22 protein-coding genes are annotated in these 20,391 nt (G+C 72.4%); 7 read left to right on the top strand and 15 right to left on the bottom strand.

Annotation, left to right across the window (positions count from 1 at the left end):
- Nucleotides 1-359: 359 nt before the first annotated feature.
- Nucleotides 360-1,001 carry a DNA-3-methyladenine glycosylase gene (locus ACIA5F_RS27260; RefSeq protein ID WP_399357387.1) on the bottom strand — a complete coding sequence of 214 codons (642 nt, stop codon included), beginning with the start codon at nt 999-1,001 and terminating at the stop codon, nt 360-362.
- A gap of 108 nt (nt 1,002-1,109) precedes the next feature.
- On the opposite strand from ACIA5F_RS27260, the gene ACIA5F_RS27255 reads away from it, so the two are divergent.
- From ACIA5F_RS27255 to ACIA5F_RS27245, 3 genes are all read left to right on the top strand, one after another.
- Nucleotides 1,110-1,892, top strand: coding sequence for a sporulation protein (locus tag ACIA5F_RS27255; protein WP_399357385.1), 783 nt, complete (start codon nt 1,110-1,112; stop codon nt 1,890-1,892).
- A gap of 71 nt (nt 1,893-1,963) precedes the next feature.
- Nucleotides 1,964-2,497, top strand: coding sequence for a YbhB/YbcL family Raf kinase inhibitor-like protein (locus ACIA5F_RS27250; RefSeq protein ID WP_399357383.1), 534 nt, complete (start codon nt 1,964-1,966; stop codon nt 2,495-2,497).
- Nucleotides 2,498-2,646: 149 nt separating this feature from the next.
- A complete protein-coding gene (locus tag ACIA5F_RS27245; protein ID WP_399357381.1) occupies nt 2,647-3,153 on the top strand; it encodes an HNH endonuclease in 507 nt (168 codons plus the stop codon).
- A 68-nt stretch (nt 3,154-3,221) separates the two neighbouring features.
- Here the strand turns inward: ACIA5F_RS27245 and ACIA5F_RS27240 are convergent, their stop codons facing one another.
- The 4 genes from ACIA5F_RS27240 to ACIA5F_RS27225 form a co-directional block, all read right to left on the bottom strand.
- Complete coding sequence (locus ACIA5F_RS27240) at nt 3,222-3,989, bottom strand: sulfite exporter TauE/SafE family protein (protein ID WP_399357406.1); 768 nt, start codon at nt 3,987-3,989, stop codon at nt 3,222-3,224.
- A 166-nt stretch (nt 3,990-4,155) separates the two neighbouring features.
- Entirely contained in the window at nt 4,156-5,151 is a 996-nt protein-coding gene (locus ACIA5F_RS27235; RefSeq protein WP_399357379.1) for an SPFH domain-containing protein, read from the bottom strand.
- An 85-nt stretch (nt 5,152-5,236) separates the two neighbouring features.
- Nucleotides 5,237-5,665: an NfeD family protein gene (locus ACIA5F_RS27230; protein ID WP_399357377.1), complete on the bottom strand. Its 429-nt coding sequence runs from the start codon at nt 5,663-5,665 to the stop codon at nt 5,237-5,239.
- Between the two features lie 80 nt (nt 5,666-5,745).
- Nucleotides 5,746-6,540, bottom strand: a complete 795-nt coding sequence (locus ACIA5F_RS27225) for an ABC transporter ATP-binding protein (protein WP_399357375.1) — start codon at nt 6,538-6,540, stop codon at nt 5,746-5,748.
- Nucleotides 6,541-6,660: 120 nt separating this feature from the next.
- Here ACIA5F_RS27225 and ACIA5F_RS27220 point away from each other — a divergent pair, with 120 nt between their 5' ends.
- A complete protein-coding gene (locus tag ACIA5F_RS27220) occupies nt 6,661-7,440 on the top strand; it encodes a hypothetical protein (protein WP_399357373.1) in 780 nt (259 codons plus the stop codon).
- A 108-nt stretch (nt 7,441-7,548) separates the two neighbouring features.
- Here ACIA5F_RS27220 and ACIA5F_RS27215 read toward each other — a convergent pair whose 3' ends face one another.
- The 3 genes from ACIA5F_RS27215 to ACIA5F_RS27205 all read right to left on the bottom strand — a co-directional run bounded on the left by ACIA5F_RS27215 (nt 7,549) and on the right by ACIA5F_RS27205 (nt 9,834).
- Complete coding sequence (locus ACIA5F_RS27215) at nt 7,549-7,794, bottom strand: chaplin (RefSeq protein WP_399357404.1); 246 nt, start codon at nt 7,792-7,794, stop codon at nt 7,549-7,551.
- 206 nt (nt 7,795-8,000) lie between these two features.
- Nucleotides 8,001-8,630 carry a response regulator gene (locus tag ACIA5F_RS27210; RefSeq protein ID WP_399357402.1) on the bottom strand — a complete coding sequence of 210 codons (630 nt, stop codon included), beginning with the start codon at nt 8,628-8,630 and terminating at the stop codon, nt 8,001-8,003.
- A 55-nt stretch (nt 8,631-8,685) separates the two neighbouring features.
- Nucleotides 8,686-9,834, bottom strand: coding sequence for a GAF domain-containing sensor histidine kinase (locus tag ACIA5F_RS27205; RefSeq protein ID WP_399357371.1), 1,149 nt, complete (start codon nt 9,832-9,834; stop codon nt 8,686-8,688).
- A 465-nt stretch (nt 9,835-10,299) separates the two neighbouring features.
- On the opposite strand from ACIA5F_RS27205, the gene ACIA5F_RS27200 reads away from it, so the two are divergent.
- A complete protein-coding gene (locus ACIA5F_RS27200; RefSeq protein WP_399357369.1) occupies nt 10,300-10,944 on the top strand; it encodes a transglycosylase SLT domain-containing protein in 645 nt (214 codons plus the stop codon).
- A gap of 151 nt (nt 10,945-11,095) precedes the next feature.
- Here the strand turns inward: ACIA5F_RS27200 and ACIA5F_RS27195 are convergent, their stop codons facing one another.
- Nucleotides 11,096-13,747, bottom strand: a complete 2,652-nt coding sequence (locus tag ACIA5F_RS27195; RefSeq protein ID WP_399357367.1) for an FHA domain-containing protein — start codon at nt 13,745-13,747, stop codon at nt 11,096-11,098.
- 253 nt (nt 13,748-14,000) lie between these two features.
- Here ACIA5F_RS27195 and serB point away from each other — a divergent pair, with 253 nt between their 5' ends.
- The gene (gene serB, locus ACIA5F_RS27190; protein WP_399357364.1) at nt 14,001-15,200 is read left to right on the top strand and encodes a phosphoserine phosphatase SerB; all 1,200 of its coding nucleotides are present in this window, start codon (nt 14,001-14,003) and stop codon (nt 15,198-15,200) included.
- A 161-nt stretch (nt 15,201-15,361) separates the two neighbouring features.
- On the opposite strand, the gene ACIA5F_RS27185 is transcribed toward serB, so the two are convergent.
- The 4 genes from ACIA5F_RS27185 to ACIA5F_RS27170 form a co-directional block, all read right to left on the bottom strand.
- Nucleotides 15,362-15,883, bottom strand: coding sequence for a SixA phosphatase family protein (locus ACIA5F_RS27185; protein WP_399357362.1), 522 nt, complete (start codon nt 15,881-15,883; stop codon nt 15,362-15,364).
- Between the two features lie 108 nt (nt 15,884-15,991).
- Nucleotides 15,992-16,288: a hypothetical protein gene (locus tag ACIA5F_RS27180; protein ID WP_399357360.1), complete on the bottom strand. Its 297-nt coding sequence runs from the start codon at nt 16,286-16,288 to the stop codon at nt 15,992-15,994.
- A gap of 157 nt (nt 16,289-16,445) precedes the next feature.
- The gene (locus ACIA5F_RS27175; RefSeq protein WP_399357358.1) at nt 16,446-16,565 is read right to left on the bottom strand and encodes an SGM_5486 family transporter-associated protein; all 120 of its coding nucleotides are present in this window, start codon (nt 16,563-16,565) and stop codon (nt 16,446-16,448) included.
- Between the two features lie 5 nt (nt 16,566-16,570).
- A complete protein-coding gene (locus ACIA5F_RS27170) occupies nt 16,571-17,896 on the bottom strand; it encodes a CynX/NimT family MFS transporter (protein ID WP_399357356.1) in 1,326 nt (441 codons plus the stop codon).
- 119 nt (nt 17,897-18,015) lie between these two features.
- Here ACIA5F_RS27170 and ACIA5F_RS27165 point away from each other — a divergent pair, with 119 nt between their 5' ends.
- Nucleotides 18,016-18,720, top strand: coding sequence for a FadR/GntR family transcriptional regulator (locus ACIA5F_RS27165; RefSeq protein WP_399357354.1), 705 nt, complete (start codon nt 18,016-18,018; stop codon nt 18,718-18,720).
- Here the strand turns inward: ACIA5F_RS27165 and ACIA5F_RS27160 are convergent.
- Entirely contained in the window at nt 18,701-19,210 is a 510-nt protein-coding gene (locus tag ACIA5F_RS27160; RefSeq protein WP_399357352.1) for a hypothetical protein, read from the bottom strand. The genes ACIA5F_RS27165 and ACIA5F_RS27160 overlap by 20 nt on opposite strands.
- 409 nt (nt 19,211-19,619) lie before the next feature.
- Nucleotides 19,620-20,390 (bottom strand): enoyl-ACP reductase FabI, encoded by a 771-nt coding sequence (gene fabI, locus ACIA5F_RS27155; RefSeq protein ID WP_399357350.1) that lies wholly within the window; start codon nt 20,388-20,390, stop codon nt 19,620-19,622.
- Between the last annotated feature and the right edge of the window lies 1 nt (nt 20,391).

Below are 20,391 nucleotides of genomic sequence, written 5' to 3'. Positions count from 1 at the left end.
ATCAGACTCTTTCGTGTCCGACTTCCCCGGCGCTTTCCAGATCCAGCACTTCCGCGCTTTCCCTTTCCGGCGAGTCCGACTCTATCAGATCCTTTTCCGTGTCCGCTTCCAGAAGAGAAAGCAGTCAAGCGGATTCGAATTCCGATGGCCTTCGGAGGGCCTGTGCCTTTCGGCGCTCCACCACATTAGCGCTCATCCCTTGCGGCTCATAATCGGGCCACCGGTTCAGAATTCGGGCGCGCCGAAATCTTCCCCGCCAGGGGTAAGTCGTAGGTAGTGGGTTGGCCGCTCCGGAGTCTGCTGACAGCAGTGCCCCGTTCAAGCGGCTCGGGCTACGTTAGGCCTCCGTCAGGGGCGAGTCAAGTTGAGCGGCGGCGTGGTGCGTGGGCGCGGTACGGGCTCACCGTCGGGTCGTGGGTGATCCAGTAGCGGTAGGGGTGGAGGGCGCCCGCGCCGCCCACTCCGGTGCGGGGGCCGCTGCTCACCAGGGCGGGCGGGACGGGGGTGCCCGTGAGGAGGGACAGGGGGGAACCGGGGCCCGCGCAGAGGTCGGTGCCGTCGAGGGAGCGGTCCACGTCCAGGGCGGTGGCCAGGCGGGCCGGGCCGCTGGCCAGCTCCCCGGGGGTCCTGGCGGAGGGCCGGCGTCCGGCCGCGAGGCCGGCGCCCATCGTGACCTCGCCCGCGCGCAGGAGGACGCCGCTCGCGTGGCCCGGCGGGCCGCACACCAGGTTGAGGCTGAACCACATGCCGTAGATGAAGTAGACGTACGCGTGTCCGGGCGGACCGAACATCGACGCGTTGCGTGCGGTACGGCCCCGGTAGGCGTGGGAGCCCGGGTCGGTCTCGCCCGCGTACGCCTCGACCTCGGTGATGCGCAGTTCGAGGGGGCCGTCCGGGGTACGGCGGACCAGGACGCGGCCCAGGAGGTCCGGGGCCACGGTGAGGACCGGACGGTCGTAGAAGGAGCGGGGCAGGGGCGTACGGTCGGGGCGCGCGCTCATCCGGTCGAGGGTAGTCGAGGGTGGTGGACGCGCACCCCTGGAACCGGACCCTAGGGTTCGGCGTTGACAAGGGGTAGTAGCCAAACGCGTTCGAGGAGAGATCAGAGCATGGGGTTCAGGAAGCTGTTCGCGAGCCTGGGTGCCGGTGGTGCTTCGGTGGACACGGTCATCACCGAGCCGAACGTGGTGCCGGGCGGGATCGTCCAGGGCGAGGTCCGTATCCAGGGCGGGTCCGTGGAGCAGCGGATCGAGGGGCTGTCCGTGGGGCTGCAGGCGCGGGTCGAGGTGGAGGGCGGCGAGCAGGAGCACAAGCAGGACATCGTCTTCACCACGCAGCGCCTCGGCGATGCCTTCCAGATCGAGGCGGGCGCACTGCACGTGGTGCCGTTCGGGCTGGAGATCCCCTGGGAGACGCCCGTCACCCATGTCGGGGGCCAGCACCTGCACGGGATGAACATCGGGGTGAGCACCGAGCTGGAGATCGCGCGGGCGGTGGACGCGGGCGACCTCGACGCGATCAACGTGCATCCGGTGCCGGCGCAGCAGGCGATCCTCGACGCGTTCGCGCAGCTCGGCTTCCGTTTCCGCAGTGCGGACATGGAGCGCGGGCACATCCGCGGGACGCGGCAGACGCTCCCCTTCTACCAGGAGATCGAGTTCCTGCCGCCGTCGCAGTACCGGGGTCTGAACCAGGTGGAGCTGACCTTCGTCTCCGACGGACGGGAGATGGACGTCGTCCTGGAGATGGACAAGAAGCCGGGCCTGTTCAGCGAGGGCAGTGACACCTACCGCTGCTTCCAGGTGGGGCTGCAGTCGTACCAGGAGACCGACTGGGCGGCGTACCTGAACCAGTGGATCGCCTCCGTCGGTTCCCAGCGCAACTGGTTCTGACCTCCCGGGGGCCGGGCGGAGCCGGTGCGGGCACGTACAGCGGGACAGGTGAACGACGAGGAGGGACGGCAGTGACCGAGCAGAGCAGGGCGCCGCTTCCGCACGACTTCCATCCCGGGGTGGACGCCTTCACCGTGACCGGCGCGGATCTCGCGCCGGGTGCGGATCTGGGGGAAGCCCAGGTGCTGGCGGGCGGGAACATCTCGCCGCAGCTGCGGTGGGAGGGGTTCCCGGAGGGGACGAAGAGTTTCGCCGTGACGTGCTTCGACCCGGACGCGCCGACGGGCAGCGGGTTCTGGCACTGGGTGCTGTTCGACCTGCCGGCCTCGGTCACCGAACTGCCGGCCGGGGCGGGGAGCGGGGCGTTCGAGGGGCTGCCGGCCGGGGCCGTGCACGTGCGCAACGACTACGGCACGAAGGACTTCGGCGGGGCGGCTCCGCCGGCCGGGGAGCGGCACCGGTACGTGTTCACCGTGTACGCGGTGGATCAGGAGAGGCTCGGTCCCGGTGACGGGGCGTCCCCGGCCGTCGTCGGGTTCACTCTGCGGTTCCACACCCTCGGGCGGGCTCAGCTGATCGCCGAGTACGAGGCGCCCGCGGCCTGATCCTTCGCCGTGTGTTTGCCCGGTCCTGGTCTAAAGACGGCCAGGACCGGGCATTTTTATTGCGTTGTCCCGCGTGGCGCGCGCGGCCAGAGTGGTCGCGGGCCCTGCTGCCGGGGTGGTCGCGGGCCTGCACACGGGAGGTGGGCGAGATGCGGGACACGCTGGTGCTGAATGCGAGCTTCGAGCCGCTGTCGACGGTGACGTTGAACCGGGCGGTGGTCCTGGTGCTCCAGGACAAGGCCGTCGTCGAGCAGTCGCATCCCGAGCTGCGGGTGCGAGCGGCCAGTGTGGATCTTCCGATGCCCCGGGTGATCAGGCTCTGCCGGTATGTCCGGGTGCCCTTCCGAAGACATGCTCCCTGGTCGCGGAGGGGGGTGCTGGTCCGGGACCAGCACCGGTGCGCGTACTGCGGGAGGCGCGCGACGACCGTGGACCACGTACTGCCGCGGGCTCAGGGGGGCGGGGACACCTGGCTGAACACGGTGGCCTCCTGTGCCGAGGACAACCACCGCAAGGCGGCCCGGACTCCGGAGGAGGCGGGGATGCCGCTCCTCCGGAAGCCGTTCGTGCCGTCCCCGGCGGACGCCATGCTGCTGGCCCTGGGGGGTGCCGGCCGGGAGGCGCTGCCGGAGTGGCTGGAGCGCTCGGCCTCGTAGGAAGTCCGGGACGCGGTCCGGGACGCGGGTACTGCTCTCCGCCGGGCGGCGTAGGACGGCTACGTCGTTCAGCGGAGCAGTAGTTGGACGATCGCGAGGGCGCCGACCACGACGATCACCGCGCGCAGGGCGGTCGGCGGGAGGCGGCGGCCGACCTTGGCGCCGATCTGGCCGCCGAGGGTGGAGCCGAGGGCGATGAGGACGACGGCCGTCCAGTCGAATTCGGCGACGAAGAGGAAGAAGAGGGCCGCGACGCTGTTCACCAGGACGGCGACGACGTTCTTGACCGCGTTGACCCGTTGCAGGTCCTCGTGGAGCAGCAGCCCCATCAGGCCGAGGTAGAGCACGCCCTGGGCGGCGCCGAAGTAGCCCCCGTAGGCGCTGGAGAGCAGCATTCCGGTGAGCAGGGCGGGGCCGCCGTCGGGGTGGCCGGTGTCTCCGGCGGCTTCCTGGCGGCGGCGCAGGGCCTTGGCGAGCCGGGGCTGGAGGACGACGAGCACGAGGGCGAGGGCGATGAGGACGGGCACGATCGTGTCGAAGGAGTCGGACGGCAGGGTGACCAGCAGGACGGCGCCCGCGAGTCCTCCGACGAGGGAGACGGCGCCGAGCCTCAGGACGCGGGCGCGCTGGCCCCGGAGTTCCTTGCGGTAGCCGATGGCTCCGCTGAGGGAACCGGGTACGAGGCCGAGGGTGTTGGAGACGTTGGCGGTGACCGGTGGCAGGCCGGTGGCCAGCAGGACCGGGAAGGTGATCAGGGTCCCGGAGCCGACGATGGTGTTGATGGTGCCCGCGCCGATACCGGCGGCGAGGACCGCGAGTGATTCCCAGACGGACATCGAGAGTGCAGCCATGGACCGGGCCGTCCCCTTTGCGTGAGTGAGTCGCCTCCCCGCCATGAAGGTCGAGGGGCCTCACTGATCATGCAGGAGGGGACGGGCGGTCGGGCGCAGGGGGTCCGGGGGCGGTCGGCAGAGGTCGGCCGGTGGGGTCGTTCGACGGGGGTCAGTCGATGGAGGGCTGTTCGCGGCGGTCCGGTCCGCTCTTGTCCAGTTTGTCGCCGCCCGGGGCGTCGTTGCCGGTGTCCTTGCCGGAGCCCTGCGGGTTGAATCCCGAGGCGGCGCCCATGGGGCCGAAGTTGCCCATGGCTCCGGAGAGGCCCTTGAGGGCGTCGCCGATCTCGCTGGGCACGATCCAGAGCTTGTTGGCGTCGCCCTCCGCGAGCTTCGGGAGCATCTGGAGGTACTGGTAGGCGAGGAGCTTCTGGTCGGCGTCGCCGGCGTGGATGGACTCGAAGACCGTACGGATGGCCTGGGCCTCGCCCTCGGCGCGCAGGGCGGCGGCCTTGGCGTCGCCCTCGGCGCGCAGGATGGAGGACTGCTTCTCGCCCTCGGCGCGCAGGATCTCGGACTGGCGGACGCCCTCGGCCTGGAGGATCGCGGCGCGCTTGTCGCGGTCGGCGCGCATCTGCTTCTCCATCGAGTCCTGGATGGAGGTCGGCGGCTCGATGGCCTTGAGCTCGACGCGGTTGACGCGGATGCCCCACTTGCCGGTGGCCTCGTCGAGGACTCCGCGCAGGGCGGCGTTGATCTCCTCGCGGGAGGTGAGGGTCCGTTCCAGGTCCATGCCGCCGATGATGTTGCGCAGGGTGGTGACGGTGAGCTGCTCGATGGCCTGGATGTAGCTGGCCACCTCGTACGTCGCGGCGCGGGCGTCGGTCACCTGGTAATAGATGACGGTGTCGATGTTGACGACCAGGTTGTCCTGGGTGATGACCGGCTGCGGCGGGAAGGGGACGACCTGTTCGCGGAGGTCGATCCGGTTGCGGATCGAGTCGATGAACGGGACGACGATGTTGAGGCCCGCGTTGAGGGTGCGGGTGTAGCGGCCGAAGCGTTCGACGATGGCCGCGCTGGCCTGCGGGATCACCTGGATGGTCTTGACCAGTGCGATGAAGACCAGAATCACCAGAATGATCAGGACGATGATGATCGGTTGCATGCGGTTCCCCGTGCCCTTCCGGCTGTCTGTGCTGCCCCGTTGAGCGGAGTCTCGCAGACCCGCGGGCCGCGGGTCGGCTGGTTTGTCACATGACCACGGCGGTCGCCCCGTCGATCTCCACGACGTCGACGGACTGTCCGGGTTCGAAGCTGGTGTGCGCGTCGAGGGCGCGGGCGGACCAGATCTCGCCGGCGAGCTTGATCCGGCCGCCGTCGCCGTCGACGCGTTCGAGCACGACGGCGGTTCTGCCCTTGAGGGCGTCGATGCCGGTGCGGTGCCGGGGCCGCTGGTCGCGGTGGCGGTTGGCGATCGGCCGGACGACGGCGACCAGCGCGACCGACACGATCACGAAGACCAGGACCTGGGCCACCACTCCCCCGCCGAGGGCTGCCGTCACGGCGGCGGCGACCGCCCCGACGGCGAACATGCCGAACTCCGGCAGTGCCGTCAGGACCAGGGGGATGCCCAGTCCGACCGCGCCGACGAGCCACCACACCCATGCGTCGATGTCCACATGGTCATGGTAGGTCGGCGGGCACGGTCGGGACAGGGTGCGAGGGGGGGCGGGCCGGTTCGCGGCGGCCCCCTCCCGCGCTACCGCAGCGGGAGGCCCTGGGCGCTCCAGCGGTCGTGCGCGTTGCGCTCGACGACCAGGGGGAGGCCGAAGCAGAGCGAGAGGTTGCGGGAGGTCAGTTCGAGCTCGATCGGGCCCGCGGTGACGACCTTGCCCTGCCGGATCATCAGGACGTGGGTGAAGCCGGGGGCGATCTCCTCGACGTGGTGGGTGACCATGACCATGGAGGGCGCGAACGGGTCGCGGGCCAGGCGTCCGAGGCGGCGTACGAGGTCCTCCCGGCCGCCGAGGTCCAGTCCGGCGGCGGGCTCGTCGAGGAGGAGCAGCTCGGGGTCGGTCATCAGGGCGCGGGCGATCAGGGTGCGCTTGCGCTCGCCCTCGGAGAGGGTGCCGAACTTCCGGTCGAGGTAGTCCGTCATGCCGAGGCGGTCGAGGAAGGCGCGGGCACGCTGCTCGTCGATCTCCTCGTACTCCTCCCGCCAGGTCGCCGTCATGCCGTAGGCGGCGGTGAGGACGGTCTGCAGGACGGTCTGCCCCTTCGGGAGCTTGTCGGCCATCGCGATACCGGCGATGCCGATGCGGGGGCGCAGCTCGAAGACGTCCACCTTGCCGAGGGTGCTGCCGAGGATGGTGGCCGTGCCCTTGGTGGGGAAGAGGTAGCTGGAGGCGAGGTTCAGCAGCGTGGTCTTGCCGGCGCCGTTGGGGCCGAGGATCACCCAGCGCTCCCCCTCCTTGACCGACCAGGAGACCTGGTCCACCAGCGCCCGGCCCTCGCGGACCACGGATACGTCCACCAGCTCCAGAACATCGCTCATGAGCGTGTTGTCACCCCTTGCAGTCACGGTTCTCTGTGCGCCGGCAGGCGCAGCCCCAGGCAAAACCTACGCCACTGGGAGAGGGGTCCGGGTCCGGGGCCGGGTCCGTAGAGTTGGGGGATGCTTTTCGAACCGCGTTCAGGGCGGCTGGCCGCCTGGGGGAACGCTCTGCTGGCCGGTCTGGTCTCGCCCGACGAGGCCGCGCTGTCGATCGTGGGCGAGGACGCCGTGCACCGGGTGGCGGGGCTGCCGGGGGAACCGGGTCCGGTGGGTCTCACGCTGGCGCTGGGGCGGATGCGGGCGCTGGGGGTGACCGGGCTGCGGGTGGCCCTGCCGGCGCCGGGGCATCCGCTGGGGCTGAGCGGTCCGCCGGAGTTCAACGCGCGGGCGCTGGAGGCCGGGGAGGCGGTCGTCGCGGTGGGGGCGGCGCTGGGGCTGGTGCCGGAGGTCCGTGAGGCCGGGCCGGCCGGGGACGTGCACGTGGAGGTGGTCTGGCACTGCCTGCCGGTGCGGGAGGCGCCGCCGGCGGACGTGCCGTCGCTCGGTGAGGCGGAGCGGGAGCTGGCGGAGGCGCTGCGCGAGGCGACGGTGGTGCTGACCCGGCTGGACGTGGCGGGGTCGGGGCCGGTGGCCGCGGCGGCGCTGTCGGCGTACCGGGCGCGGGCGGACGCCGGGCGGGAGGCGCTGGCCCCGGGGTATCCGCCGCGGGCGGCGCGGGTGCTGGCGCTGGCGCAGCGGGTGGACCTGATGGTGTCGCTGGCGTACGGGAACGGGCACGGCGGGGCGGTGGCCGCGTCGGAGATGGCGGCGCGGGCCGAGGCGCTGCGGCCGGTGGAGCGGGTGGCGCGGCGGGCGCTGGTGGCGGCGTACAACGCGGCGGTGGAGGAACGGGAGCGGTAGCGGGTCCGGCGGGGCCGGGGCGGGTGGCCGTGCCCGGGGCGGGAACGGGGACGGCCCCGCCCCGCCCGGGAGACGGGGGAGGAGCGGGGCCGCGGTGCGGGGTGGGGGTCAGTGGTTGACGCCCGTGTTGCCCCAGGCGCCGTTGAGCAGGCCGATGACGTTGACGGTGTTGCCCACGGCGTTCACGGGGACGTGGACGGGGACCTGGAGCAGGTTCCCGGAGGCCACGCCGGGCGAGTTCAGGGCCTCGCCCGCCGCCGTCGCACCGCCGTACGCCGAGGAGACACCGGCGCCGGCGGCGAGGAGGCCACCCGCGATCATGGTGGCGGCGGCGGCCCTCTTGATGTTCTTCACGTTCTCTTCCTCCAGTACGTCTGTCGCGACCAGCCGTCGCGGCATGTCCTGGAGAACGTCCGGGCCCGCCCGGGGTTACGCCATGTGGGGTACATACACCCGACCGTATGAATCTCCGACCATCCCATGACCGTGTTCCGTGGGATCTCGGGGGGGCTCTGGGGGTTTTGTGAGGGGGGGTCTTCGCGGTGGCTCGCGCGGCCCCGTCAGTCCGCGATTCCGTGCCTGACCGCCCACAACGCCGCCTGGGTCCGGTCCGCGAGGTCGAGCTTCATCAGGATGTTCGAGACGTGGGTCTTGACCGTCTTCTCGGACAGGACGAGCGCGCGGGCGATCTCCCGGTTCGAACGGCCGTCCGCGATGTGGCAGAGGACTTCCCGTTCCCGGTCGGTGAGCGAGCCGCCCCGGCCGGGCGACGGGCCCCGGTCGTCCTCGGAGAGGAGGGCGAGCGCCACCTCCGGCTGGAGGAGGACGTGGCCCGCGTGGACGGAGCGGATGGCTCCGGCCAGGGCCTCGGGGTCGATGTCCTTGTAGACGTACCCGGCCGCGCCGGCCCGCAGGGCGGGGACCACGGTGCGCTGCTCGGTGAAGCTGGTGACGATCAGCACCCGGGCCGGGTTCTCCAGCGCGCGCAGTCTGCGCAGCGCCTCGATGCCGTCGGTGCCCGGCATCTTGATGTCCATCAGGATCACGTCGGGCCGCAGCTCCTCGGCGCGGGCGATGCCCTCGGCTCCGTCGGCGGCCTCGCCGACCACCTCGATGTCGTCCTGGATCTCCAGGAAGGTGCGCAGGCCCCGCCGGACCACCTGGTGGTCGTCGACCAGCAGGACCCTGATGGAGGGGCTGGAGCGGGCGGAGGGGGCAACGGGGACAACAGGGGGGACAGCGGTGTCAGCCACCGGGGATCTCCATCTCGATCGTGGTGCCCCTGCCGGGCTCCGAGTGCACGGTGAGCCGGCCGCCCGCGCCGCCCGCGCGGGCCCGCATGGAGACCAGGCCCAGGTGGCGGCCCGCGTTGCGGACCGTACCGGGGTCGAAGCCGCTGCCCGAGTCGGCGACCTTGAGGACGGTCCCGCCGTCGGCCGTCCTGGCCAGGGTGACCGTGACGCGGTCGGCGCCCGAGTGGCGCAGGGCGTTGTGGAGGGCCTCCTGGGCGACCCGGAGCAGCGCCTCCTCCTGTGCCGCGGGGAGGGCCCGTACGCCGTCGCAGGTGAAGGTGACGTGCGCGGTGTGGGCGCGGTCGAGGACGTGGACCTGGGTGCGCAGGGTGGCGACGAGGCCGTCCTCCTCCAGAGCGGCCGGGCGGAGCTCGGTGACGGCGGCGCGCAGTTCGTCGGCGGCCTCGGCGGCCAGGGCGGCGACCTGCTGGAGCTCTTCCTTGGCGCGGGCCGGGTCGCGGTCGACGAGGGCGGCGGCGGCCTGGGCGGTGAGGCGCAGCGAGAAGAGCTTCTGGCTGACGGCGTCGTGCAGCTCGTGGGCGAGGCGGGAGCGTTCCTCGGCGATGGTCAGCTCGCGGCTGCGCTCGTAGAGCCGGGCGTTGGTGAGGGCGATCGCCGCGTGCTGGGCGAGGAGGCCGAGCAGTTCCTCGTCCTCCTCGGTGAAGCCGCCGCCGGCTGTGGGGCGCGGGCCGCGCTTGTTGGCCAGGAAGAGGGCGCCGAGGGTCTCCTCGCCGTCCCTGACGGGCATGCCGAGGAAGTCGGACATCTCGGGGTGGGCGGGGGGCCAGCCCCCGAAGCGCGGGTCCTCGCGCACGTCGGCCAGGCGCTCGGGGCCGTCCCGGTGGAGCATCGCGGCGAGGATGCCGTGCTGGCGCGGGAGCGGGCCGATGCGGCGCCACTGTTCCTCGCTGATGCCGTCCACGACGAACTGGGCGAAGCCGCCGTGGTCGTCCGGGACGCCCAGGGCGGCGTACTCGGCGTCCAGGAGCTCGCGGGCGGAGGCGACGATCGTGCGCAGGACGTCGTGGACCTCCAGCCGGCGGCTCATGGCCAGCAGCGCGGTGCTCACGGCGGCCAGCCCACTGCGGGGTCCGTTGTGCATGGCCTCACCGTACTGGCGGCTCCCGTGCCGGGGATCGGACCCGGGTCCTACCTCCGGGGCCGTACGGCGTAGGGCGGAGGGAGGGGGTCCGGGGGCGGGTTCTCCTCCTCAGGGCGGAGAGCGTCACGCTGTGCATCACGAGTGCAACGTATGGCCACAACGTTACGTGCCCGATGTGAGCCCGGGCATAGGACCCAGATCACTTACGAAGTTCCTTAGTGGACGGATAAAGGCGCCGTCAGGACGGGCGCGAGTAAAGCGGATGCCTCAGAACCGGGGACGGCGGGGGGGCTTGATCCACTAAGCGGGATCGTACGTCACACCTTTGCCAGGGGTTTTTGCCACCGCTAAGAATTGCTCTCGTCGCACAGCACCGCAGATCACCGATCACCGTGGCGCTCCCCTGCGGCTCCCGCTCCCCCAGACGCCGTCCGGGGTGTCCCCGTCGAAGAGGTTGCCCCCGCCATGTCTGCTTCCCGTACCCCCGGTCACAGTCGTCTGACGAAGGCACACAAGCTGTCCGTCGCAGGTGTCGCCACCCTCGGTGCCGCCGCGCTCGCCTTCTCCCTCGTCCCGGCCGGCGCCGGTGAGGCCGAGACGGTCGCCATGGCCCCCGTGGCCTGGACCCAGGCCGTCGACGGCGCGCAGTCCAAGACGGTTCAGCAGCACCTCACCGCCCAGCACGTCGTCGCGGACAAGCAGGCGAAGGCCACGGCCGAGGCCGCCGCGCTGAAGAGCCGCGAGGTGAAGGAGGCCGCCAGCCGCGCGGCCGCCCGCAAGCCGGTCTACGCGAACAACCTTGACGGATGGATCAAGGAGTCGCTGTCGATCATGAAGCAGAAGAGCATCCCGGGCAGCTACCACGGGCTGTACAAGAACATCATGCGCGAGTCCAGCGGCAACCCGCGGGCGATCAACAACTGGGACATCAACGCCAAGAACGGCGTGCCCTCGATCGGTCTGCTCCAGGTCATCCGCCCGACCTTCCTGGCCTACCACGTGCCCGGCACGCCCAAGGACCAGTACCACCCGGTCGCCAACATCGTCGCCGCGGCCAACTACGCCGCCGACCGTTACGGCTCGATCGACAACGTCAACAGCGCCTACTAGGCCACACTGACGCCCCACACCCCCCATGCGCCTCAGGGCGGCCCCCGGAGTCCCGGGTGGCCGCCCTGAGGCGTTTCGCGCGTCCCCCGCGCACGGGCGGGCCCGTACGCGGGGACCTGCGCCGTCCGTACGCCGTACGCCGTACGCCGTCCTACTTGCGCATGACCTCGGGCTCGTGGCGGCGCAGCAGGCGGGAGACCACGAAGCCGCAGGCGACGCCGAGCAGCAGCAGGACGGTGACGTTCAGTCCCCACTGGCCGGCGGTGGCCTCCCAGAGCGGGTCGGTGTTCGAGGGGGCGTCGCGGTCCCACGGCGGCATCAGCGCGGCGAGGTCCAGCGTGGTGCCGGTGGCGGCGACGGCCCAGCGGGCCGGCATCAGCCAGGCGAACTGCTCCAGGCCCGGCGAGTCGTACACCTGGAAGAGGACGCCGGTGAAGACGATCTGGACGATCGCGAACATGACCAGCAGCGGCATGGTCTTCTCGGAGGTCCGCACCAGCGAGGAGATCACCAGGCCGAACATCATCGAGGTGAAGCCGAGCGCGATCACCGACAGGCAGAGCTCGACGGCCGGCGGCAGCAGCAGGCCCTGCTCGGGCAGCTCGCGCGGGAAGAAGCCGATCCCGCAGATGATCAGGCCCTGGACGGCCGTGACGGCGCCGAGGACGATCACCTTCGACATGAGGTAGGCCGACCGGGAGAGCCCGGTGGCGCGCTCACGCTCGTAGATCACGCGTTCCTTGATCAGCTCGCGGACGGAGTTCGCCGCGCCCGAGAGACACATGCCGACGGTGAGGATCAGCATGATCGTGCCGGCGGTGCCGTTGAACGGGTTCGGCGGGGTCGGGGCCGCGAGGCCGAAGGGCGCGGGGACGAGGGTGGAGACCACGCCCAGGACCGCCGGGAGGATCACCATCAGGCCGATGAAACCCTTGTCGGAGGCGATCACCGACACATAGCGGCGGATCAGCGTCCCGAGCTGTGCGCCCCAGCCCTGCGGCTCGGGCGGGCGCACCTGCGCGGCGGGGGCGGAGACCGGCTGGGGGGCCACCGCGTCGAGGTCGGCGGCGTGGAGCTGGTAGTGCTGCGAGCCCTTCCAGCGGCCGGCCCAGTCGTACTCCCGGTAGTTCTCGAAGGCGGAGAAGACATCGGCCCAGGTGGTGTAGCCGAAGAAGTTCAGCGCCTCGTCCGGCGGGCCGAAGTACGCGACCGAGCCGCCCGGGGCCATGACGAGCAGCTTGTCGCAGAGGGCCAGCTCGGCGACGGAGTGGGTGACGACCAGGACCGTGCGGCCGTCGTCGGCGAGGGCGCGCAGCAGCTGCATGACATCGCGGTCCATGCCCGGGTCGAGGCCGGAGGTCGGCTCGTCCAGGAAGATCAGCGACGGCTTGGTGAGCAGCTCCAGGGCGACCGAGACGCGCTTGCGCTGGCCGCCCGAGAGCGAGGCGATCTTCTTGTTCTCGTGGAGGTCGAGCTTGAGCTCGCGCAGCACCTCGTCGATGCGGGCGGCGCGCTCGGACCCGGCGGTGTCGCCGGGGAAGCGGAGCTTGGCCGCGTACGTCAGGGCCGTGCGGACGGACAGCTCCTTGTGCAGGATGTCGTCCTGCGGGACCAGGCCGATGCGCCGGCGCAGCTCCGCGAACTGCTTGTACAGGTCGCGGTTGTCGTAGAGGACCTCGCCCTCGTCGGCGGGACGGTAGCCGGTCAGCGCCTTGAGCAGGGTCGACTTGCCCGAGCCGGACGGGCCGATGACCCCGATCAGGGACTTCTCCGGGACGCCGAAGGTGACGTCCCGCAGGATCTGCTTGCCGCCGTCGACGGTGACCGTGAGGTGGCGGGCCGAGAAGGAGACCGCGCCGGTGTCGACGAACTCCTCCAGCCGGTCGCCGACGATCCGGAAGGTGGAGCGGCCGACGCCGACGACGTCGTCCGGGCCGAGCAGCGCGGCGGTGGACTTGGACAGCGGCTGGCCGTTGACGTAGGTGCCGTTGTGGCTGCCGAGGTCGTGGATCTCGAACCGGCCGCCGGGCATCGAGCGGAACTCGGCGTGGTGGCGGGAGACCTGGAGGTCGGAGACGACCAGCTCGTTCTCCAGCGCACGGCCGATCCGCATGACGTGGCCCAGCGCGAGCAGGTGGAACGTGGTCGGGGTGCGGTCGGCACCGGCCTCGCCGGGCGCCGGGCCGGGCGCGGCGACCTGCGGGTACGCGTGCGGCTGCGGCTGTGGCTGCGACGGCTGGTACGGGACCTGCGCCCGGAGCTGGGTCTGCGCCTGGGCATGGGCATGGGCCTGCTGCTGGGCCTGGACCTGCTGCGGTACCTGCTGCTGAGCCTGGTGCGGGACCTGGTACTGCTGCTGCGACTGGGGCTGGGTGTACTGGTGGGGCTCGGTGTACGACTGGGGCTCGTGGTGCTCCTGCTGGTACGGGTACTGCTGCGGTGCCTGCGCGGGCTGCTGCCAGCCCTGCTGGGGCTGGTGTGCGTACGGCTGGTGCGCGGCGGGCTCGTACGGCGGGGCGACGGCGTCGAGTCGCGGGCCGTCCGTGGCGTTGCCCAGCCGGACCGGTGTGCCGGGCGCGAAGGCGGCCCGCTGGACCCGGGCGCCCTGCGCGTAGGTGCCGTTGGTGCTGCCGTGGTCCTCGATCTCCCAGCCCTGCCCGGTCCAGGCGAGCGTGGCGTGCCGCCACGAGACCCGGGCGTCCTCCAGCACCACGTCCCCCTGGGGATCACGCCCCAGCACGTACGACCTGGACGGATCGAGCGTCCAGGTCCTTCCGTTCACTTCCAGTACGACTTCCGGCACTGCAGCCCCACTTACGGTCCCCCGGGAATCCCCCCGCGAGCAGGGAGTTCCAGGAATGGCGAACATCCGGGGGGAACTATTTCAGGCTCGCGCCCACCCGCTGAATCCGGGCCTCGCCGCCCGGTCCGCCCCGGGCCGGTGCGGCGGCGGGCCGGTGGCGCGGACCTTCCCGGCGGGCCGGGACGGCGGCGGGCGACCGCAGGGTGGGACGGGGGTCCACCCGTGGGGAACGGGGAGATACGGTGAGTCCACCATGAGCGCTTCGCAGACCTCCGACGTCCCCACCCTCCTCGTCAAGATCTTCGGCAAGGACCGTCCCGGGATCACCGCCGGGCTGTTCGACACCCTCGCCGCCTACTCCGTCGACGTCATCGACATCGAGCAGCTCGTCACCCGTGGCCGCATCGTCCTGTGCGCCCTCGTCACCCAGCCCGGCAACGGCGCCGAGGGCGGGCTGCGGGCCACCGTCCACAGCTGGGCCGAGTCGCTCAAGTTGCAGGCCGAGATCCTCTCCGGCACCGGCGACAACCGGCCGCGCGGCAGTGGCCGTTCCCATGTCACCGTGCTCGGGCACCCGCTCACGGCCGAGGCCACGGCCGCCGTCGCCGCCCGGATCACCGCGACCGGCGGCAACATCGACCGGATCTTCCGGCTCGCCAAGTACCCGGTGACGGCGGTGGAGTTCGCCGTCTCCGGCACCGCGACCGAGCGGCTCCGCACCGTCCTGGCCACCGCCGCCTCGCACATCGGGGTGGACGTGGCCGTGGTCTCGGCCGGGCTGCACCGCCGGGCGCAGCGCCTGGTCGTCATGGACGTGGACTCGACCATGATCCAGGACGAGGTCATCGAGCTGTTCGCGGCGCACGCGGGCTGCGAGGCCGAGGTGGCCGAGGTCACCGAGCGGGCCATGCGCGGCGAGCTGGACTTCGAGCAGTCGCTGCACGCCCGGGTGGCGCTGCTGGCGGGCCTGGACGCCTCCGTCGTGGACAAGGTCCGCTCCGAGGTACGGCTCACCCCGGGCGCCCGGACCCTGATCCGCACCCTCAAGCAGCTCGGCTACCAGGTCGGCGTGGTCTCCGGCGGGTTCACCCAGGTGACGGACGACCTCCAGGAGCGGCTGGGGCTGGACTTCGCCTCCGCCAACACCCTGGAGATCGTCGACGGGAAGCTGACCGGCCGGGTCACCGGCGAGATCGTCGACCGGGCGGGCAAGGCCCGGCTGCTGCGCCGCTTCGCCGCGGAGGCCGGCGTACCGCTGTCCCAGACGGTGGCCATCGGCGACGGCGCGAACGACCTGGACATGCTGAACGCGGCCGGGCTGGGCGTGGCCTTCAACGCGAAGCCGGTCGTGCGCGAGGCCGCGCACACCGCGGTGAACGTGCCGTTCCTGGACGCGGTGCTGTACCTGCTCGGGATCACCCGGGAAGAGGTCGAGGCCGCCGGCCTGGCCTGAACCGTACGGTGCCGCAGGAACGCGGGACGCAGGACGGGAACGGGGCCGACGGGCCCCGGCGGCCTTCGCGGCTGCCGGGGCCCGTCGTGCGTGCGTCACCCCGGGGGTGCGTCCGTCCGTGTGCGGTACGTCCGTCCGTGGGGGTGCGCCCCCTGTCGCGGTCAGTGGTCCTTCGGGGTCCAGAAGTCGAGCAGGGTGCCCACCCCGGGTTCCAGGGACTTCCAGGAGCCGGTGAAGGAGACGACGGCGAGCGCCGCGGTCGGGAAGCCGGAACGGTTCATCCGGGCGAGGCCGTCGCCCTCCGCACGGCCGGAGAGGAGGTCGGCGAGGGCGTGCGTGCCGGGGTTGTGGCCGATGACCAGGAGGTCGGCGACCTCGTCGGACGTCTCGTTCAGCAGGGCGACGAGCTCGCCCGGCGAAGCCTCGTACAGCCGCTCCTCGTACACGGTCCGCGGCCGGTACGGCAGTTCCTGGACGGCGAGCTTCCAGGTCTCGCGGGTGCGGGTGGCGGTGGAGCAGAGGGCCAGGTCGAAGACGATGCCGGTCTCGGCGAGCTTCAGACCGGCGGCCGGTGCGTCCTTGCGGCCCCGCTCCGCCAGCGGACGGTCGTGGTCGGACACCTCGGGCCAGTCGGCCTTGGCGTGCCGGAGGAGGACGATCCTGCGGGATGTGTCGGCGCTCATGGCTCCCAGCTTCGCATGAAATGAGCCATGGGGCGCAGGGTGTTGGGGGCTCGCCACGTGGAGCGGGGGCGTGCGGGGCGCGGGGGCGTGCGGGGCGCGCCGGGGACGTCAGCCGACGACGCGCAGGACCTGGGTGGTGACCTGGAGCAGCGTGGGGCCGTCCCCGGTGGCGGCGCGGGCCTCGCCGGAACCGGCGAGGAGGAGCAGGAGGAGCCCGAAGGCGAGCGCGGGCAGGGCCAGCGCCCACCAGGGCAGCCGGGTGTCGGCGCCGGTCGCGGTCCGGGAGGCGGACGGGCGGGGCCGGGGGAGGGCGGCTGCGGGCGGCGCGGAGGCGAGGGCCCGTCGGGCGGGGAGGACGGTCCGTCGGGCGAAGGGGAGGGACCGGGTGTGCGTGGGGGCCGACATGGCCGCCTCCGTGGGTGCGGGTGGGGCGGGGTTCGCTCCGTCGAATCTATGGATTCGAGGCAGCCGCTCCCATCCGGGGCGCACCCCACTTCCCCCTGAGCCTGACCCCCTAAGGGTCGGTGGGGGTAGCCCTACCGGCCCTTGGAGGGGCCTGTCGTCACGGGGAGATGATGGTGGCGATGACGGCGATGACCACGGTCACGAGGATCATTGCGCCGAAGACGAGGCCGAGCTTCTTGCGGCCGTCCTGCGGGTTGGGTTCAAGTACGGGCGACATGCCGTTCAGTCTCGCATGCCGCATTCGTCCTCGATCGTGCGGTCCCGGCCGGCCAGGACGCCCAGGGCGATCTGCGGGACGAGCAGTGCGGCCATCACCGCGAGGGGGATGTCCCAGCCGCCGCTGTGCTGGTAGAGGGCGCCGATGAGGAGCGGGCCGGGGAGGGAGATGAGGTAGCCGGTGCTCTGGGCGAAGGCGGAGAGCTTGACGACTCCGGCCGGGGACTTGGCGCGCAGCCCGATCAGGGTGATGACCAGCGGGAAGGCGCAGTTGGAGATGCCGAGCAGGAGCGCCCAGACCCAGGCTCCGGCGACGGGGGCCAGGTAGAGCCCGGCGTATCCGACGAGGCCGAAGAGGCCGAGGGTGACGGCGATCGGGCCCTGGTTCCTCATCCGGCCGGCCAGGCCCGGGATGACGAAGGCGAGGGGGACGCCCATGACCATCGTGACGGCGAGCAGGACTCCGGCGGTGGAGGCGGAGACCCCGGCGTCGCGGAAGATCTGCGGGAGCCACCCCATGGCGACGTAGGCGCCGGTGGCCTGGAGGCCGAAGTAGCAGGCCAGGGCCCAGGCGGTGCGGCTGCGGAAGACCTTCGGGCCGGTGTCCGCCCGGACGGCCGTCCCCGGGCCGGAGCCCGCGGTGGATTGCGCGGCGGATTCCGCGGCGGCCCGTTCGGTGCGGCGGGAGGCGCGGGCGATGGGCAGCCAGGGCAGTACGGCGGCTGCCGCGAGCACGGCCCAGATCAGCAGGCCGGTGCGCCAGGTGCCGCCGAGGGCGGAGGTGAGGGGGACGGTCACGGCGGCGGCGAGCGAGGTGCCGGCGGCCAGGGCCATCGAGTAGAGGCCGGTCATGGTCCCGACCCGGTCCGGGAACCAGCGCTTGACGATCACCGGGAGGAGGACGTTGGTCAGGGCTATGCCGGCCAGGCAGAGGGCGCTGGCGGCGAGGAAGGCGGCGGCGCCGGTCGCGAACGGGCGGATCAGCAGGCCGGCCGCGATGGCGGCCATCCCGGCGCAGACGACGGCGGCCGGGCCGAAGCGGCGGGAGAGCCGGGGCGCGGTGACGCCGAAGACGGCGAAGCAGAGGGCGGGGACGGAGGTGATCAGTCCGGCGACGGTGCCGCTCATGCCGAGGCCGGTACGGGTCTCCTCGAAGACGGCGCCGAGGCTGGTGATGGCGGGCCGCAGGTTGAGGGCGGCCAGCACGATTCCGACGATGAGCACCGGGCCGAGCCACGTGGGGGCGACGTGGGCGGAGGGAGGAAGGGGAGCGGCGGTGGCGCCGCGCACGACCTTCGGGCGGTTCATGGTCTGGATTTCTTCGTCGGACATTGAACCATCATAGAATCATGGGATGATTGGTTGTCCAGTCGCCCTCTCCGGCCCCGCGTCCGGTCACGGCGCCGGACCCCGCCCCTTCCTTCCGTCCCGTCGTCCCCGAAGAGGAACCCATGCCGCTGACCTCGCCACGGCGCTCCGCGCTCGTCGACCAGGTGATCGCCCAGCTGCGGAACCAGATCACCTCCGGTGAATGGCCGGTCGGCTCCCGCATCCCCACCGAACCGGAGCTGGTGGAGCTGCTCGGCGTCGCCCGCAACACCGTGCGGGAGGCCGTCCGGGCCCTCGCGCACAACGGCCTCCTCGACATCCGCCAGGGTTCGGGGACGTACGTCCTCGCCACCAGCGAACTCGCCGGGGTGATGCACCGCCGCTTCGCCGGGGCCGATCCCCGGCACGTCGCGGAGCTGCGTTCGACCCTGGAGTCCTCGGCGGCCCGGCTGGCGGCGGAGCGGCGCGGCGCGCGGGACCTCGTCCAGCTGGACGTGTTGCTGGCACGGCGCGAGCAGGCGTGGGCGAGCGGGGACGCGGAGCTGTTCGTGGCGGCGGACGTGGCCCTGCACATGGCGGTGGTGGCGGCCTCCCACAACGACGTGCTGATCGGGCTGTACGCGGACCTCGGCGATCTGATGGCCGACTGGCTGCGGACCGACGTGGGCACCGAGCTCGACCCCGCCTCCCTCCCCGACCACGCCCGGCTGGTCGAGGCGGTCCGGCGCGGTGACGGGGACGCGGCCGCGTCGGAGGCGGCGGGTCATCCGTTCGCCTGTCCGGCCCGGGGCGAGGCCCGGCGGTCGCTCACGGGCGCCGGTGACTGACCCAGGCCGAGCGGACCTCTTTCCAGCAGCGGCCGACGAGTTCGGTCCGCCCGGCCGGGTCGAGCGCCACGGCGGCGCCGTCCACGTCCACGTCCCACCAGCGGTCGCACTCCACGTGCAGCCGCAGCAGGTCGGTCCGCGGGTAGCCGTTGTGGCAGTGCGCGGTCACCTGCGAGCCGTCGATCTCGGTGTCGCAGTCGGCGCCGAAGAGTTGCGCTCCGGTGGGCGGGCGGGGCTGTACGGGCGGCTCGGCGGGAAGTTCGGCGGGCGGTTCGGCCAGGCCGCCGTCGGCCCGGCCCGGGCCTGCTCCGCCCGTGTCGGCCCGGCCCGCAGCAGGAGCCGGGGCCGCGGCTCCGGGGCCCCCGGTCGGGCGTTCCCCGGCCAGGTGCTCCCCGGCCAGGTGTCCCGCGAGGCCTCCCGGGGCCAGGATCGCGGTCAGGGCCACTGCGGCGACCAGTAGCGATACCGCCCGGCTCCGCCTCGCGCGCACTCCCGTACCTCCTCCCCGCAGGAACCGGGAAGATCCCGGCCCGGCCAGTTTGCAGGCATATGTTCAGGTTTTCGACTCGGGAGACTCCGGCCGGACGGCAGACCCCCGGCCCTGACCCCGGCCCGGCACCGGCCCCGTACGAGGACCGGCCCACCGGAGAACGGCGGGGGGGGGGGGGGGGGGGGGGGGGGCGGGGGGGCGCGGCGGCGGGGGGGGGGGGGGGGGGGGGGGGGGGGGGGGCGGCGGCGCGCGGGGGGGGGGGCGCCCCGCCGGGGCGGCGGCGCCCCCGCCGGCCCCGCCCCCCCCCGCCCCGCCCCGCCCCCCCCCCGCGCCGCCCCCCCCCCGCCCCCCCCCCCCCCCCCCCCCCCCCCCCCCCGCCGTACGGAGGGAAGAGGAAGGACGGGCCCGGTCAGGCACCCATCGCGTGCAGGCCGCCGTCCACGTGGACGATCTCGCCGGTGGTCTTCGGGAACCAGTCCGACAGCAGGGCCACGACGCCCCGGCCCGTCGGCTCCGGGTCGCTCATGTCCCACTCCATCGGAGCGCGGTGGTTCCAGACGTCCGCCAGCTCGGAGAAGCCCGGGATGGACTTCGCGGCCATGGAGCCGATCGGGCCGGCCGAGACCAGGTTGCAGCGGATCTTCTCCTTGCCCAGGTCGCGGGCGAGGTAGCGGCTGGTGGCCTCCAGCGCGGCCTTGGCCGGGCCCATCCAGTCGTACTGCGGCCAGGCGTACTGCGCGTCGAAGGTGAGGCCGACGACCGCCGCGCCCTCCTCCGGGAAGAGCGGCTTGCAGGCCATGGTCAGCGACTTCAGCGAGAACGCCGAGACGTGCATCGCGGTGGCGACCGACTCGAACGGGGTGTTCAGGAAGTTGCCGCCGAGGGCGTCCTGCGGGGCGAAACCGATGGAGTGGACGACTCCGTCGAGGCCGCCGAGCTCCGCCCGGACCAGTCCCTCCAGCCGGGCGAGGTGCTCGTCGTTGGTGACGTCGAGCTCGATCACCTTGGCGGGCTTGGGCAGCTTGCGGGCGATGCGCTCCGTCAGCGTCGGCCGCGGGAACGCCGTGAGGATGACCTCGGCGCCCTGCTCCTGCGCCAGCCGGGCGGTGTGGAAGGCGATGGACGACTCCATCAGCACCCCCGTGATGAGGACGCGCTTGCCGTCGAGAATTCCACTCATG

Origin of the sequence: Streptomyces sp. NPDC051567 (assembly GCF_044454165.1) — a bacterium.
Taxonomy (GTDB): domain Bacteria; phylum Actinomycetota; class Actinomycetes; order Streptomycetales; family Streptomycetaceae; genus Streptomyces.
Note: the sequence above shows the minus strand (reverse complement) of the source record. Positions and strands in the feature narration are given on the sequence as shown.

Bases quoted from the DNA above. Each gene is read 5' to 3' on its own strand.
- ACIA5F_RS27260 (WP_399357387.1), bottom strand. From the start codon at position 1,001: ATGAGCGCGCGCCCCGACCGTACGCCCCTGCCCCGCTCCTTCTACGAC.
- ACIA5F_RS27255 (WP_399357385.1), top strand. From the start codon at position 1,110: ATGGGGTTCAGGAAGCTGTTCGCGAGCCTGGGTGCCGGTGGTGCTTCG.
- ACIA5F_RS27245 (WP_399357381.1), top strand. From the start codon at position 2,647: ATGCGGGACACGCTGGTGCTGAATGCGAGCTTCGAGCCGCTGTCGACG.
- ACIA5F_RS27240 (WP_399357406.1), bottom strand. From the start codon at position 3,989: ATGTCCGTCTGGGAATCACTCGCGGTCCTCGCCGCCGGTATCGGCGCG.
- ACIA5F_RS27235 (WP_399357379.1), bottom strand. From the start codon at position 5,151: ATGCAACCGATCATCATCGTCCTGATCATTCTGGTGATTCTGGTCTTC.
- ACIA5F_RS27225 (WP_399357375.1), bottom strand. From the start codon at position 6,540: ATGAGCGATGTTCTGGAGCTGGTGGACGTATCCGTGGTCCGCGAGGGC.
- ACIA5F_RS27220 (WP_399357373.1), top strand. From the start codon at position 6,661: ATGCTTTTCGAACCGCGTTCAGGGCGGCTGGCCGCCTGGGGGAACGCT.
- ACIA5F_RS27205 (WP_399357371.1), bottom strand. From the start codon at position 9,834: ATGCACAACGGACCCCGCAGTGGGCTGGCCGCCGTGAGCACCGCGCTG.
- ACIA5F_RS27200 (WP_399357369.1), top strand. From the start codon at position 10,300: ATGTCTGCTTCCCGTACCCCCGGTCACAGTCGTCTGACGAAGGCACAC.
- serB (WP_399357364.1), top strand. From the start codon at position 14,001: ATGAGCGCTTCGCAGACCTCCGACGTCCCCACCCTCCTCGTCAAGATC.
- ACIA5F_RS27185 (WP_399357362.1), bottom strand. From the start codon at position 15,883: ATGAGCGCCGACACATCCCGCAGGATCGTCCTCCTCCGGCACGCCAAG.
- ACIA5F_RS27180 (WP_399357360.1), bottom strand. From the start codon at position 16,288: ATGTCGGCCCCCACGCACACCCGGTCCCTCCCCTTCGCCCGACGGACC.
- ACIA5F_RS27175 (WP_399357358.1), bottom strand. From the start codon at position 16,565: ATGTCGCCCGTACTTGAACCCAACCCGCAGGACGGCCGCAAGAAGCTC.
- ACIA5F_RS27170 (WP_399357356.1), bottom strand. From the start codon at position 17,896: ATGTCCGACGAAGAAATCCAGACCATGAACCGCCCGAAGGTCGTGCGC.
- ACIA5F_RS27165 (WP_399357354.1), top strand. From the start codon at position 18,016: ATGCCGCTGACCTCGCCACGGCGCTCCGCGCTCGTCGACCAGGTGATC.
- fabI (WP_399357350.1), bottom strand. From the start codon at position 20,390: ATGAGTGGAATTCTCGACGGCAAGCGCGTCCTCATCACGGGGGTGCTG.